General features: G+C 71.0%; 13 protein-coding genes. 11 read left to right on the top strand and 2 right to left on the bottom strand.

What is annotated here, in order from left to right; genetic code table 11:
* On the bottom strand, positions 1 to 416 hold a 416-nt coding region (locus SACPADRAFT_RS34090; RefSeq protein ID WP_007024617.1), incomplete at its 3' end, for an acyl-CoA dehydrogenase family protein.
* Between the two features lie 168 nt (positions 417 to 584).
* On the opposite strand from SACPADRAFT_RS34090, the gene SACPADRAFT_RS0216905 reads away from it, so the two are divergent.
* On the top strand, positions 585 to 1,082 hold the full coding sequence (locus tag SACPADRAFT_RS0216905; protein ID WP_007024618.1) for a nitroreductase family deazaflavin-dependent oxidoreductase: 498 nt from the start codon (positions 585 to 587) through the stop codon (positions 1,080 to 1,082).
* Here SACPADRAFT_RS0216905 and SACPADRAFT_RS0216900 read toward each other — a convergent pair.
* On the bottom strand, positions 1,072 to 2,253 hold the full coding sequence (locus tag SACPADRAFT_RS0216900; protein WP_007024619.1) for an acyl-CoA dehydrogenase family protein: 1,182 nt from the start codon (positions 2,251 to 2,253) through the stop codon (positions 1,072 to 1,074). The two genes, SACPADRAFT_RS0216905 and SACPADRAFT_RS0216900, sit on opposite strands and share 11 nt — an antisense overlap.
* A gap of 345 nt (positions 2,254 to 2,598) precedes the next feature.
* Between SACPADRAFT_RS0216900 and SACPADRAFT_RS0216895 the strand changes: the two genes are divergently transcribed.
* The 10 genes from SACPADRAFT_RS0216895 to SACPADRAFT_RS28320 form a co-directional block, all read left to right on the top strand.
* Positions 2,599 to 4,110, top strand: a complete 1,512-nt coding sequence (locus tag SACPADRAFT_RS0216895; RefSeq protein ID WP_007024620.1) for an aldehyde dehydrogenase family protein — start codon at positions 2,599 to 2,601, stop codon at positions 4,108 to 4,110.
* A gap of 54 nt (positions 4,111 to 4,164) precedes the next feature.
* Positions 4,165 to 4,923: a glucose 1-dehydrogenase gene (locus SACPADRAFT_RS0216890; RefSeq protein WP_007024621.1), complete on the top strand. Its 759-nt coding sequence runs from the start codon at positions 4,165 to 4,167 to the stop codon at positions 4,921 to 4,923.
* Between the two features lie 72 nt (positions 4,924 to 4,995).
* A complete protein-coding gene (locus SACPADRAFT_RS0216885) occupies positions 4,996 to 5,790 on the top strand; it encodes an MlaE family ABC transporter permease (RefSeq protein ID WP_007024622.1) in 795 nt (264 codons plus the stop codon).
* The gene (locus SACPADRAFT_RS0216880) at positions 5,790 to 6,656 is read left to right on the top strand and encodes an MlaE family ABC transporter permease (protein ID WP_007024623.1); all 867 of its coding nucleotides are present in this window, start codon (positions 5,790 to 5,792) and stop codon (positions 6,654 to 6,656) included. The genes SACPADRAFT_RS0216885 and SACPADRAFT_RS0216880 overlap by 1 nt, the downstream gene beginning before the upstream one ends.
* Entirely contained in the window at positions 6,653 to 8,029 is a 1,377-nt protein-coding gene (locus SACPADRAFT_RS0216875) for an MCE family protein (RefSeq protein ID WP_007024624.1), read from the top strand. Before SACPADRAFT_RS0216880 ends, SACPADRAFT_RS0216875 begins: the two co-directional genes overlap by 4 nt.
* Positions 8,026 to 9,060 (top strand): MCE family protein, encoded by a 1,035-nt coding sequence (locus tag SACPADRAFT_RS0216870; RefSeq protein ID WP_007024625.1) that lies wholly within the window; start codon positions 8,026 to 8,028, stop codon positions 9,058 to 9,060. Before SACPADRAFT_RS0216875 ends, SACPADRAFT_RS0216870 begins: the two co-directional genes overlap by 4 nt.
* Entirely contained in the window at positions 9,057 to 10,103 is a 1,047-nt protein-coding gene (locus SACPADRAFT_RS0216865; RefSeq protein WP_007024626.1) for an MCE family protein, read from the top strand. Before SACPADRAFT_RS0216870 ends, SACPADRAFT_RS0216865 begins: the two co-directional genes overlap by 4 nt.
* On the top strand, positions 10,100 to 11,284 hold the full coding sequence (locus SACPADRAFT_RS0216860; protein WP_007024627.1) for an MCE family protein: 1,185 nt from the start codon (positions 10,100 to 10,102) through the stop codon (positions 11,282 to 11,284). The genes SACPADRAFT_RS0216865 and SACPADRAFT_RS0216860 overlap by 4 nt, the downstream gene beginning before the upstream one ends.
* Before the next feature lie 20 nt (positions 11,285 to 11,304).
* Positions 11,305 to 12,588 (top strand): MCE family protein, encoded by a 1,284-nt coding sequence (locus SACPADRAFT_RS0216855; protein WP_007024628.1) that lies wholly within the window; start codon positions 11,305 to 11,307, stop codon positions 12,586 to 12,588.
* Positions 12,585 to 13,758: MCE family protein (locus SACPADRAFT_RS28320; RefSeq protein WP_007024629.1), on the top strand; the 1,174-nt coding region annotated here is incomplete at its 3' end. The genes SACPADRAFT_RS0216855 and SACPADRAFT_RS28320, both read left to right, overlap by 4 nt.

The raw sequence follows: 13,758 nt of genomic DNA, 5'->3' as shown, positions 1-13,758 counted from the left end.
GCCGCGTCGGGCCGGAGGGTGCAACCGGTGGGTGCGGCGGCGTCCGGCAGTGCCACGGCGAGCACCTGCCGCCCCTGGATCACCGGCACCAGCCTGCGCTCCAGCACCGCGCCGTCGCCGAACTCCGCCAGGGTCGAGGCCGCCGCCGCGATGGTGGACAGGTACGGCACGGGTGCCACCGCGCGGCCCAGCTCGATCAGTACCGAACACTGCTCCAGGACGCCGAAACCCCCGCCACCGACCGACCCGGGCAGCGCGGCGTCGAGGATCCCGGCCCGCGCGAGCTTCGTCCAGAGTGTCCGGTCGAACCCGCCGGTGCCGTGCGTCCCGGAGGATTCCGCGGTGTCGTGGTCACCGACGATGCGGCGGGTGAGCCCGGCGAGGTCGTTCTGGGCCTCGGTGAGCGAGAAATCCATGGACCGTCCCTTCGCTGCGATGCGCCCCGTCGCGTCGCTCGTCGACGTGCCGACATTAACCGGACCGCACCCGGTGGCGGAAGTGCCGCGACGGATCCGTTTCGGACAGCGGGACCGGGCTCCTGCCGGGATCGTCGGTCGTGATCTACTCCCGCCCGGGAGGTACCGATGGACGCGAACAACCGACCGGACCAGCTCGACTCGCCCGTCGTCGCCAGGATCATCAAGTACGGATCCCGGGTGCAGACGTGGGCCTACCGCGCCACGGACGGCCGGCTCGGCGGGAAATGGCGGATCGGTTCCGGTTTCCGCAAGCCCGTGCCGACCCTGCTGCTCGACCACCGGGGCAGACGGTCCGGCCGCTGGTTCACCACGCCGCTGCTGTACCTGGACAACGGCGCGGATCTCGTCGTGGTCGCCTCGCAGGGCGGGCTGCCCCGGCACCCGCAGTGGTACCGCAATCTCCTCGCGCACCCGGACGTGGTCGTGCAGGTCGGCGGGGAGGTGCGGCCGGTCCGGGCGCGCGTGGCCACCGGCGCCGAACGCGCCGGACTGTGGACGCGCCTGGTCGACCTCTACGCGGACTTCGAGACCTACCAGGCGTGGACGGACCGCACGATCCCGGTCGTCGTCCTCGAACCGCGCCGACCGCCGGTCAGCGGGTGACCGGCAGGCCCAGGGTCGTGGCCGCGATGAGGTCACGCTGGATCTCGTTCGTGCCGCCGCCGAAGGTCAGGATCAGCGCCGAGCGGTGTGCGCTCTCGATCCGGCCGCGCAGTGCGGCGCCCGGTGAGCCGTCCCGGACCATGCCCGCCGCACCGAGGACCTCCATCAGCAGCCGGTAGGCCTCGGTGGCGAGTTCGGTGCCGAACACCTTCGTCCCCGACGACTCGCCCGGCCCGAGCTCGCTCTCGGCGGCGGCCCAGGCCACCTTCCAGTTGCGCAGCTTGAGGTACTCGGTGTGCGCGTGGACGCGGGCCAGGTGCATCCGCACCCACTCCGCGTCGATCATCCGGCCGCCGCCGGGATGGTCGGTCTCCCGGGTCCAGTCGGTCACCTCGGCCAGTGCCGCCTGCAGCGGTGCGGCGGAGGTGAGGGCGACCCGTTCGTGGTTGAGCTGGTTGGTGATCAGCGGCCAGCCCTCGTTCTCCCCGGCGATCCGTGCGGAGACCGGCACGCGGACGTCGGAGTAGTACGTCGCGCTCGTGCCGGGCCCGGCCACGGTGTGCACCTTCGTCCACGAGAAGCCCTCGGCGGTGGTCGGGACCATGAGGATCGACAGGCCCTTGTGCCTGCGTGCGTCCGGGTCGGTGCGGGCGGCCAGCCACACGTAGTCGGCGTACTCGATGAGGCTGGTCCACATCTTCTGGCCGTTGATCACGTACTCGTCGCCGTCCCGCACGGCGCGGGTGCGCAGGGCGGCGAGGTCGGTGCCCGCCTCGGGCTCGGAGTAGCCGATGGAGAAGTGCAGCTCGCCCGCGGCGATCCGGGGCAGGAAGTGCTCCCGCTGCTCGTCGGTGCCGAACCGCAGGATGGTCGGGCCGACGGTGTTCAGGGTCAGAAACGGCACCGGGACGCCCGCGATCGCCGCCTCGTCGGTGAACACGAGCTGGTCGAGCATGGACAACTCGCGGCCGCCGTAGGCCTTCGGCCAGCCGAGGGCCAGCCACCCGTCCCGGCCGAGCGTGCGCACGATCTCCTTGTAGGCGGTCCCGTCGCCGTACTCGCCGCCCTCGCCGGTCAACCCTTCGCGGCGGTCCGGCGTCATCAGTTCGGCGAAGTAGGCCCGCAGTTCGTCGCGCAGCTGCTGTTGCTCCGGTGCGTGGCTGATCCGCATCTGTTTCCTCCGCTCGGCCGTTGGAAGGGCATGGACCCCCGCCCGGCCACAGTGTAGAACACGTTCTACTTGGAGGACACCGGTCGTGACGTGCGTACGTCGCCCGGGTGCGTCCGGGGCGTGGTCGCATCCATGAACTAGAACATGTACTTATTCAGGTGATCGCTTGTTGTGCGAAAAGCCTGCTCAGGGGTCAAGTTATCGGTGTGAATCGAGTATTGATTCATGCGAGAATAAGTTCTACTCTTGCGGTCGGGTGAGGACCGGTGACGGGCCCGGCGGGCCCTCCGGGACTCCTGCGGCCGGGGCACCGGCGGCGGATGCGACGCGTATGGAGGCGAGTTCATGACCCTGACCGTGCAGCCCTACCGGGAGTCCGTCGGGCTGAGGACGGGCCGGCTCCACATCGGCGGGGAGTGGATCCCCGCGCGGGATGGCGCCACCTGGACCCACATCCATCCCGCCACCGGTGAGGAGATCGGGGACATCGCCGTGGCCTCGGCGGAGGACGTGGACGACGCGGTGGCCGCCGCCCGGCGCGCCTTCGACGCGGGGGAGTGGTCGAACGCCAGGGCCGGCACCCGCATCGCCGTGCTGCGCCGCACGGCGGAACTGCTGCGCACCCACGCCGACGAGCTCCGGCGGCTGCAGGCCCTGGACAACTCGGTCCCGGTCTCGTTCGGCAGCGTCTACGCCACCTCGGTCGATGTGGCCGCCGACGCCTTCGACCACCACGCGGGCTGGGTGGACAAGATCGGCGGCCAGACCCTGCCGCCCTACCAGGGCGGTGACCACCTGGCGATGTCGTTCCGCGAACCGCTCGGGGTGGTCGGGGCCATCCTGCCGTGGAATGCACCGTTCCTGCTGTTCGCGCAGAAGGTCGCCCCCGCGCTCGCCGCGGGGTGCACGGTCGTGCTCAAGCCGTCCGAGTACGCCTCGTTCACCGTGCTGCGGATGGTCGAGCTGCTGTTCGAGGCGGGCCTGCCCGCGGGCACGCTGAACGTGGTGACCGGTACCGGGGACCCCACGGGGGAACGCCTGATCACGCACCCGGACGTGGACAAGATCAGCTTCACCGGCAGCCGGGAGGTCGGCGGCCGGATCGTGGAGGCCTCCGCGGGCACGCTCAAGCGGGTGTCGCTGGAACTCGGCGGGAAGTCCCCCGCGCTGGTGTTCGCCGACGCCGCCGACGTCGGCGTCGCGGCGGCGACCACGGTCGGCGCCGTCACGCTCGGCCTGTCCGGCCAGGCGTGCGTGTCCAACACCCGGGCGCTCGTGCAGCGCGAGGTCTACGACGAGTTCCTCGCCGCCGCCGAGGGCATGGCGGCGGCGGTCACCTACGGCGACCCGTTCGACCCGGCGGTGATGTCCGCGCCGCTGATCAACGGCAAACAGCTCGACCGCGTGCTCGGTTACATCGAGAAGGGCCGTGCCGAGGGGGCCCGCCTGGTGACCGGCGGCGAACGGCTCGGCGGCGAATACGCGGCGGGCAACTTCGTCGCCCCCACCATCTTCGCCGACGTGGACAACGGGTCCACGATCGCCCAGGAGGAGATCTTCGGGCCGGTGCTGTCGGTCGTGCCGTTCTCCGACGAGGAGGAGGCCCTCGCCCTGGCCAACGACACCCGCTACGGCCTCGGTGCCGGAGTGTTCAGCGCCGACGCCCAGCGTGCCTTCCGGGTCTCCCGCAGGCTCCGCGCGGGCACCGTCGGGATCAACGGGTTCCAGATCGAGCCGCACCTGCCGTTCGGCGGGTTCAAGGAGTCCGGACTCGGCCGCGAGGGCGGGCAGTCGTCGGTCGAGGCCTACACCGAGCTCAAGACCGTGATGATGCCGCTCGGCGACGAGATGATGTAGCGGGCCCGGGACACGGACGCGCCGGTACGACACAGGCACGGAAGGCAGGCAGGCATGGGCAGGTTGTCCGGGAAGGTCGCGCTGATCACCGGGGCCGCGCGCGGCCAGGGCGCGGCGGCGGCACGGCGGTTCGTCGACGAGGGTGCCCGCGTGATGGTCACCGACGTCACCGACGACGAGGGCAAGGACCTCGCCGCCGCGCTCGGCGACGCCGCGGGCTACGAACACCTCGACGTCACCGACGAGGCGCAGTGGAGCGCGGTGGTGGCGCGCACGGTCGCCGAGTTCGGCTCGCTCGACGTGCTCGTGAACAACGCGGGGCTGCTGCACTTCGCGGAGCTGGAGCACACCGCCCTGGCCGACTACGAGCGGGTCGTCCGGGTGAACCAGACCGGCACGTTCCTCGGGATGCGGTCGGTCGTTGAACCGATGACGGCCGCCGGTGGCGGCTCGATCGTCAACGTGTCGTCGGTCGAGGGATTGGCGGGGATGCCGCTCGTGAGCGCCTACACCGCGAGCAAGTTCGCGATCCGGGGCATGACCAAGGTCGCCGCCCTGGAGCTCGGGGACAAGGGGATCCGGGTCAACTCGATCCACCCCGGAATGATCGACACCGACATGGTCCGCACCGCACTGGGCGGCGACGTCGACGCGAGCCCGGCGGTGGTCCGGCTCGCCCTCAAACGGATGGGCAGGCCCGAGGAGATCGCCGCGATGGCGGCGTTCCTCGCCTGCGACGACAGTTCCTACTGCACCGGTGGTGAGTTCCCCGTCGACGGCGGGGCGACCGCCACGCACGCGCTGCGGCTCTAGGGCCGCCCCGGCGCCCGGACGGCGGGTGCGGCGACCTTTCCACGTTCACCGGCGAGCGGCTACGGAGGTTGTATGGGTGCGAGAGCGGGCTCTCCCCCGTTCCCCGGCCACGGGGCGCTGGTCCAGGTCGGCCGGCTCGCCACCCTGGGGTGGGAGGTGGCGCGTGCGATCCCCCGCCGTCCGTTCCAGTGGCGCGAGTGGATCCAGCAGTGCTGGTTCTTCGCCAGCGTCACCATCCTGCCGACCGCGCTGGTGGCCATCCCGTTCGGCGCGGTCATCGCGCTGCAGCTGGGCTCGCTGACCCAGCAGATCGGCGCGCAGTCGTTCACCGGCGCGGCCAGCGCCCTCGCGATCGTGCAGCAGGCGTCCCCGCTGATCACGGCGTTGCTCGTGGCGGGGGCCGGCGGCAGCGCCGTGTGCGCCGACATCGGCGCGCGCAAGATCCGCGAGGAGATCGACGCGATGGAGGTGCTCGGGGTGAACCCGATCCAGCGCCTCATCGTGCCGCGGGTGCTCGCCGCGATCGTGGTCTCGGTGCTGCTCAACGGGCTGGTCAGCGTGGTCGGCGTGCTGGGCGGCTACTTCTTCAACGTGGTGATGCAGGGCGGCACCCCCGGTGCCTACCTGGCCAGCTTCAACGCGCTGGCCCAGTTGCCCGACCTGTGGGTCAGTGAGCTGAAGGCGTTCCTCTACGGTTTCGTGGCCGGTGTCGTGGCCGCGTTCCGGGGGTTGAACCCCTCGGGCGGTCCCAAGGGCGTGGGGGACGCGGTGAACCAGGCCGTGGTCATCACGTTCATGCTGCTGTTCCTGATCAATGTCGTGCTGACCGCGATCTACCTCAAGATCGTGCCCCCGAAGGCGCTGTGATGCCGATGTCGGACACCCCCGGGACCGACCCGAAGGTCGGCGACCGCACCCTGGAGATCATCGCGCGTCCCGGGGCGTCGCTGGAGGGGCTGGGCACCCAGCTCCTGTTCTACGTGCGGGCCCTGGCGTGGGCGCCGCGGACCGTCCGCCGCTACAGCCGGGAGACGCTGCGGCTGCTCACCGAGGTCTGTTTCGGTTCGGGTGGGCTCGCGGTCATCGGTGGCACCCTCGGCGTGATGATCGGCATGACCATGTTCACCGGTCTGATCGTCGGGATGCAGGGCTACGCCGCGTTGGACCAGCTCGGCACGGCCGCCCTGACCGGGTTCATCTCCGCCTACTTCAACACCCGGGAGGTCGCCCCGTTGGCGGCCGGACTGGCGCTGTCGGCCACGGTGGGCTGCGGGTTCACCGCCCAGCTGGGCGCGATGCGGATCTCCGAGGAGATCGACGCGATGGAGGTCATGGGCGTACCCAGCCTCCCCTACCTGGTCACCACGCGGGTGCTCGCCGGGGTCACGGCGGTGATCCCGCTCTACGCGGTCGGGCTGCTGTCGTCCTATCTGGCCTCCCGGCAGATCACCATCTGGATGTACGGGCAGTCGGCCGGGACCTACGACCACTACTTCAACCTCTTCCTGCCGCCCGAGGACGTGCTGTACTCGTTCGGCAAGGTGCTGATCTTCTCCACGATCGTGATCATGTCGCACTGCTACTACGGCTACACGGCGAAGGGCGGCCCGGCCGGGGTCGGCGTCGCGGTCGGGCGCGCGGTCCGCACGTCCATCGTGCTCGTGGCGGTGCTGGACTTCTTCCTCAGTCTCGCGATCTGGGGCGCGTCGACCACAGTGAGGATCTCCGGATGAGCGCGATGCGACGACTGCTGCTGCGCAGACTCTGGCACCAGGTGCTCGGACTGGTGTTCCTCGTGGTGGTGGCGCTGTTCATCACCACCACGATCGCGGTCTACAACAAGGCGTTCTCGGACGCCGTACCGGTCCGGCTGACGATGGACCGTCTCGGCACCCAGATGCGGACCGGTGCCGACGTCAAGATCCACGGTGTCCGGGTCGGGGAGGTGCGCGACGTGGGCACCGACGGCGACGGTGCCGAGTTGGAGCTGGCGCTCGAACCGGACTCGCTGGAGCGGATCCCCGCCTCGGTCACCGCACGGCTGCTGCCCAAGACCCTGTTCGGCGAACGGTACGTCGCCCTCCAGTCCCCCGAGAACGGTGGGACGGACCACCTGCGCGCGGGGGACGTGATCCGGCAGGACCGCAGCGCCGAGGCGGTCGAGGTCGAGCAGCTGCTGTCGGAGACGCTGCCCTTGCTGGAGGCGGTGCAGCCGCAGAAGGTGTCGAGCACCCTGAACGCGATGTCGACCGCCCTGTCCGGGCGGGGACGGCAGCTCGGCGAGACGGTGAGCGACCTCGCCGGCTACCTGGAGCGGATCACGCCGTCGCTACCGGACATGAAGGCCGACATCAGCGCACTCGCCGACGTCGCCGAGACCTGGGACCGGGCCGCGCCCGCCTTCCTCGACGCGATGGCGGACGCGACCACCACGACCCGCACCCTGCTGGAGAAGCGGGAACAGCTGGGCGAGCTGTACGCCTCGGTGAGCAGTGCGGCGGGCAACCTGGGCGGGTTCCTGGAGGCCAACGAGAGCAACCTGATCCACCTGACCACCACCTCCCGGGAGGTGCTGGACGTCCTGGCGAAGTACGCGCCGCAGTACCCGTGCATGTTCGGCCAGTTCGCGGGTTCGGTCCCGGAGGCCGAGCGTGCGTTCGGCTACGGCACGGACGAGCGCAACCACGTCGTCATCCGGTTGATCGCCCGGGACCGCGGGAAGTACGTGCCCGGGCGGGACGATCCGGAATACAACGACAAGCGCGGCCCGCGCTGCTACCCGCAGGTGCCCGCACCGGGTAAGTGGCCGCAGTACCCGCCCGGCGGCCCGTTGAAGGACGGGTCGACCCACCCGGAGACGCCACACGACGACAATCCGCTGCCCGGCCCGGTCAAGGGACTCGACGTCCCGTTCGAGGACTCCTCCGGCACCGACGGGGGCGGGAGCACCCCGGGCGGCGCCTGGCCCGCGAACTCGCCGGCCGAGCAGGCCCTCGTGTCGCTGTTGCAGGCGCCGACGACCGGCGTCGCCCCCGGGGACGCACCGGGGTGGACCTCGATGCTGCTCGGTCCGCTGTACCGGGGAACGACGGTGGAGCTGCGATGAGACGGTTCGTGCCCGCGCTGCTGAAGATGACCGCGTTCGCGGCGGTGACGATGCTGCTCACCGGGGTCCTCGCCGCCACGATCGCGAACACGAACTTCGGGGCGACCTCCGGTTACACCGCCCGGATCACCAGTGCGTCCGGGTTGAACGCCGGGGACGACGTGCGGATCGCCGGGGTGAAGATCGGGCAGGTCACCGACATCGCCATCGCCGACGACAACGTCGCCGAGGTGTCCTTCACCGTCGCGCGCGACCGGGAACTCCCGCGGCTGGTCACCGCCACGGTGAAGTACCGCAACCTGGTGGGGCAGCGGTACCTGTCGCTGAACACCGACGTGGCGGGGGAGGGGACGCTGCCCGCGGACGGGACCATCCCGGTCGACCGCACCGACCCCGCACTCGACCTGACCGCGCTGTTCGACGGGTTCCGTCCGCTGCTGCGCGCCCTCGAACCGGACCAGGTCAACCAGCTCTCCCACGAGTTGATCCAGGTCCTGCAGGGCGAGGGCGGCACGGTCCGCAGTCTGCTGCGGCACATCGGCTCGCTGACCGGCACCCTCGCCGAGCGGGACCGGGTGATCGGCGAGGTCATCGGCAACCTGAACTCGGTGCTGGGCACGGTCAACGAGCGCTCCCCCCGGTTCGCCGACCTGGTCGACACCACCGAGCGGCTGGTCACCGGACTGGCCGAACAGCGGGAACCGATCGGGGAGGCGGTCGACGGGATGGCCGAGCTGACCGAGGCCACCTCGGGCCTGCTGGAACAGGTGCGGCCCGGGTTGCGGCGCAACGTCGGTGCGCTGAACGACCTCGCCGGTGAGCTGGAGAACTCGGAGCGGACCTACGAGATGATCCTGAAGAACCTGCCGCAGAACCTGTCCAGCTTCATGCGGGTGACCAGCTACGGAAGCTGGTTCAACTACTACCTGTGCGGACTGACCGGCACGATCGGCGTGCAGGCACTCAACCTCGACCTGCCGATCCTGCCGCTGCCCGCGACCGACGAACCGCAGAGGTGCCAGGTCTCGTGAAACCGCTCAGGGAACGCAACCAGGCCACGGTCGGCGCCGTGAGCCTCGTACTGATCGTGCTGATGGTGGTCGCGACCTACCGGTCCGACGAGATACCGATGCTGAACACCAGCTCGACCTACTCGGCCCACTTCGCCGAGTCGGCCGGGCTCGAGGCCGAGGCCGAGGTGCAGATCGCCGGGGTGAAGGTCGGTGAGGTCGACGAGGTCGAGCTGGACGGCACGCGGGTGCGGGCCACGTTCACCGTCGACTCGTTCGACGCGACCCGCATCGGCGACCGGACCACCGCCGCCATCAAGATCAAGACATTGCTCGGGGACAAGTTCCTGGAGCTGACCCCGGACGGGGAGTCCCCGCAGGACCCGGGCTCGGTGATTCCCGTCGAGCGGACCCGGACACCGTTCGAGCTCCAGGACGCGTTCGACCGGCTGTCCGGCACGGTCGACGAGATCGACACCGGGCAGCTCGCGGACAGCTTCGACGTGGTCGCCGACGTCCTGTCGGACACGTCGGCGCCCATGTCGGAGGCGTTGAGCGGGCTGTCCGCCCTGTCCGAGACGGTCGCCTCCCGGGACGCGGAGCTGGCCCGGCTGCTGTCCAACACCGACGCGATCACCGGCACGCTCGCCTCCCGCAACGAGAAACTGCGCGCCATCGTGCACAACGGCAACCGGCTGCTCGACGAGATCGCCGGGCGGGAGCAGGCCATCGACTCGCTGCTGCGGGGAACGAAACGGGTCTCGCGGGAACTGACCGGCATGGTCGCCGACAACGAGCAGGACCTGCGCCCCGCGCTGCAACGCCTCGACTCGGTCACCGACATGTTGCAGCGGAACCGGGGCAACCTGCAGCGGAGCCTGGAACTGCTGGGGCCGTTCACCAGGACCGGCACCAACGTCACCGGAAACGGGCGGTGGTTCGAGGGCTACATCTGCGGACTGCTGCCACCGACGATCAATGTGGACGGTGCGGCGTTCAACCCGGGCGGGTGCGACCCGGAGATGGCCGCGCCGAACCAGGGTGTGGAAAGCGGGGGCCGATGACAGCCGGGAGCAGGGCCGCACGGTCGGTGCGGAGCTGGATCGCGATCGGGTGCGTGGTGGCGCTGGTGGTCACGGGCTCGGCATGGTGGGTGCTGCGCGACACCGGGGAGACCGCCTTCTCCGCGTACTTCGACAAGGCCGTGGGCCTCTACGAGGGTTCGTCGGTGCGGGTCCTCGGCATCGAGGTCGGCACGATCACCGCGGTGGCGCCGGAGGGTGACGACGTCCGGGTCGACATGACGGTGCAGCCCGACGTCCCGATCCCCGCCGACGCGGGCGCGGTGGTCGTCGCGCCGAGCCTGGTCAGCGACCGGTACGTGCAGCTGACGCCGGTCTACGAGTCGGGGCCGGAGCTGTCCTCCGGTGCGGTGCTCGGCCGGGACCGCACGGCCACGCCGATGGAGATCGACGATCTCTACTCCACCCTGGACGAGCTGTCCCGCACACTCGGTCCGGACGGCGCCAACTCGGACGGGGCGCTGTCGGGCGCGCTCGACGCGGCGGCCGAGAGCATGGAGGGCAACGGCCGCGACCTGAACACGACGATCACCCGGATGTCCGAGCTGGCCACGACGCTGGACGACTCGAAGGGCGAGCTGTTCTCCACGGTGCGCAACCTCGGGGAGTTCACCGAGGTGTTGGCCGACAGCGACGCCGCGGTCGAGGAGTTCTACGGCAGGCTCGCCGAGGTCACCGACCTGCTCGCCGACGACTCGGACGAGGTCGGGGCCGCGCTGTCCGACCTCGGCACGGCGCTCGGCGAGGTCCGGCGGTTCGTCGAGGACAACAGCGACCTCATGACGTCCAACGTGGACAAACTCGCCGGGCTGACGCAGACCCTGGTCGACGAACGGGCGTCGTTGGCCGAGACGATCGACGCCGCGCCCACCGGGTTGAGCAACTTCATCAACTCCTACGACGCCAACAGCGGCTCCATCGCGGTCCGCTACAACGCGAACGAACTGACCAACCCGCTGGTGACCACGGTGTGCCGGCTGGTCGGGCTCGCCACACCCGACGAGGTGCCGCAGACGCTGAACAAGCTCTGCGAGGTCCTGGCCCCGGTGGTGGACGGGGCGACCGGAGTGCCACCGGTCTCGGCGCTGCTGTCCGCGATCCAGCGCGGTGAGCTGCCCCCGCTGCCCCTGCCGGTGATCGCGGCGGGCCCGCAGCAACGGTGACCGCCGGAAAGGCAGGGACGATGACCCAGGCGACACACGCACCGGACCCGGCGCCGCACCCGGCACGCGCGCGGCCACGGCCGCGGAGGCGGCTGCGCAGGCTCGCCGCGGCACTCGGCGTCACGCTCCTCGTGGCCGGGTGCGCCGACGGTGGCTTCTCCGGCCTGTACACCGCGCCGCTGCCCGGCGGGGCCGACCTCGGTGACGACCCCTACCGGGTGACCGTGGAGTTCCGTGACGTCCTCGACCTGGTGCCGCAGGCCTCCGTGAAGGTGGACGACGTGGCGGTGGGCAGGGTCGAGCGGATCACGCTCGCCGAGGACACGAAATCGGCGGAGGTGGAGCTCGCGCTCAACGGCGGGATCGAGCTGCCCGCCAACGCCGATGCCGAGCTCCGCCAGTCCAGCCTGCTCGGCGAGAAGTTCGTGGAACTGTCGCCCCCGTCCGCCGGGGAGGAACCGGCGGGGCGGCTGTCCGACGGCGCCACCATCCCGCTGGCGCGCACCGAGCGGCACGCCCAGGTGGAAGAGGTGCTCGGGGCGCTGTCCCTGCTGCTCAACGGCGGCGGTGTCGAACAGCTGCGGGAGATCGTCCGGGAGTTGAACACCGCGCTGACCGGGAACGAGGCCGAGTTCCGCGCACTGCTGTCCCGCGCCGACCACCTGGCCACCGAACTCGACGGACAGCGCGGCGAGATCGTGCGCGCCATCGAGGGGGTGAACGACCTCGCCGCGACGCTGGACGCGCAGTCCGACGACCTCACCCGGGCGCTCGACCACCTGGAGCCGGGCCTGGCGGTGGTGGACGACCAGCGGGACCAGCTCGTCGGCATGCTCGATTCCCTGGACGAGCTCTCCGGCGTGGGCAGCAGGGTGATCGAGGCCACGCGCGACGAGCTGGCGGCCACCCTCGCCTCGTCGGCGCCGGTGCTGGAGAAGCTCGCCGAGACCGGTCCGGACCTGGCCGAGGCGTTGAAGCTGCTGCCCACCTACCCGCTCCCGGTGTTCGGGCACCGGATCGTGCACGGGGACTACGCCAACGTGGGTGTCCGGCTGGATCTCAACCTCGACTCGGTCCTGAAGAACATCCTCGGGGCCTACCTCCCCGCGGAGGCGGGCGACCCGGCCGACGCCGCCGACGGGCCGGACACCTCCGCCACCGCCGGTGACCCCGGGAACGGCACGGACCCGTCCGCGCCGCCGCTTCCCCTGCCCGGCACCGCGGAGGCGGACGGCGGTGCCCGGGACGAGGCCGGGGGCGGCGTCGGGGGACTGCTGGGCGGCCTGCTCGGAGGGACGCGATGAGACTGACGGGTCGGAACAAGGTGCTGCTGCTCGTGTTCGGGCTGATCTCGGTCCTCGCGGTCGGCTACGCGGGCGGGAAGTACGCCGGGCTCGACCGGCTGGTCACCGGCCGCGGCTACTCCGTCCACGTCGAGCTGGCCTCGTCCGGCGGCATCTTCGAGGGCGCCGAGGTGGCCTACCGGGGAGTGACCGTGGGGCAGGTGCGGTCACTGGACCTGGACGGCGACGGTCTCACCGTCGAACTGGACATCTCCGACGACGCACCGCCGATCCCGGACGACACGGACGCCGTGGTGGCCAACCGTTCCGCGGTCGGGGAGCAGTACGTGGACCTGCGCCCGCGCCGCGACGGCGCGCCCTACCTCGAACCCGGCGCGGTGATCCCTCGGGAGCGCACGGACACCCCCGTCATGCCGCACGACCTGCTCGCCGGAGCGCACGATCTTCTGTCCAGTGTGGACCCCAAGTCGGTGCGCACGGTGGTCGACGAGGCACACGAGGCGTTCCGCGGGGTGGGGCCGGACCTGCAGCGTCTGCTCGACGCGACCGGCTCGTTCACCGCGGCCGCCCGGGAGAACCTGCCCGAGACGCGGCAGCTGCTCGCGGACGGTCGCGTGGTCCTGCGGACCCAACGGGAGCAGGGCGACGAGCTGCTGCGGATCGCGGACGGGTTCTCCGAGATCGCGGGTGCGCTGAAGGAGGCGGACCCGGACCTGCGCACGGTGGTGGACCGGGCACCGGGCCTGAGCCGGGAGGTCGACGAGTTCCTGGCCGAGACCGGCACATCCACCGGCGTGCTGCTGGCGAACCTGCTCACCACGACGCGGATCACCGCCGCGCGCACCGACGCGGTGGAGCAGCTGCTGGTCGCCCTGCCGATGGCCTCGGCGTTCTCCAAGTCGGTGTCGTCGAACGGCGAGGGCCATCTCGGGCTGGTGCTGAACTTCTTCGATCCCCCGTCGTGCACCAAGGGCTACGAGACGACCCCCAAGCGCGGGGCCGACGAGACCGAGGACCTGCCGCCGAACACCGAGGCCTACTGCGCGGAACCTCCCGGCAGCCCGATCTCCGTGCGCGGCGCCCAGAACGTGCCGAGGGCGGACGGGTCGCAGCGGAACCCGGGCGGCGCCGACGGCGGCCCCGACGGCGGCACGGGGTCCGGGGACGGCG

Source organism: Saccharomonospora iraqiensis subsp. paurometabolica YIM 90007, from assembly GCF_000231035.2.
Lineage (GTDB): Bacteria > Actinomycetota > Actinomycetes > Mycobacteriales > Pseudonocardiaceae > Saccharomonospora > Saccharomonospora paurometabolica.
This window is presented reverse-complemented; position numbering and strand designations above follow the sequence as displayed.

Coding starts and splice junctions, on each gene's coding strand:
- SACPADRAFT_RS0216905 (WP_007024618.1), top strand. CDS start 585: ATGGACGCGAACAACCGACCGGACCAGCTCGACTCGCCCGTCGTCGCC.
- SACPADRAFT_RS0216900 (WP_007024619.1), bottom strand. CDS start 2,253: ATGCGGATCAGCCACGCACCGGAGCAACAGCAGCTGCGCGACGAACTG.
- SACPADRAFT_RS0216895 (WP_007024620.1), top strand. CDS start 2,599: ATGACCCTGACCGTGCAGCCCTACCGGGAGTCCGTCGGGCTGAGGACG.
- SACPADRAFT_RS0216890 (WP_007024621.1), top strand. CDS start 4,165: ATGGGCAGGTTGTCCGGGAAGGTCGCGCTGATCACCGGGGCCGCGCGC.
- SACPADRAFT_RS0216885 (WP_007024622.1), top strand. CDS start 4,996: ATGGGTGCGAGAGCGGGCTCTCCCCCGTTCCCCGGCCACGGGGCGCTG.
- SACPADRAFT_RS0216880 (WP_007024623.1), top strand. CDS start 5,790: ATGCCGATGTCGGACACCCCCGGGACCGACCCGAAGGTCGGCGACCGC.
- SACPADRAFT_RS0216875 (WP_007024624.1), top strand. CDS start 6,653: ATGAGCGCGATGCGACGACTGCTGCTGCGCAGACTCTGGCACCAGGTG.
- SACPADRAFT_RS0216870 (WP_007024625.1), top strand. CDS start 8,026: ATGAGACGGTTCGTGCCCGCGCTGCTGAAGATGACCGCGTTCGCGGCG.
- SACPADRAFT_RS0216860 (WP_007024627.1), top strand. CDS start 10,100: ATGACAGCCGGGAGCAGGGCCGCACGGTCGGTGCGGAGCTGGATCGCG.
- SACPADRAFT_RS0216855 (WP_007024628.1), top strand. CDS start 11,305: ATGACCCAGGCGACACACGCACCGGACCCGGCGCCGCACCCGGCACGC.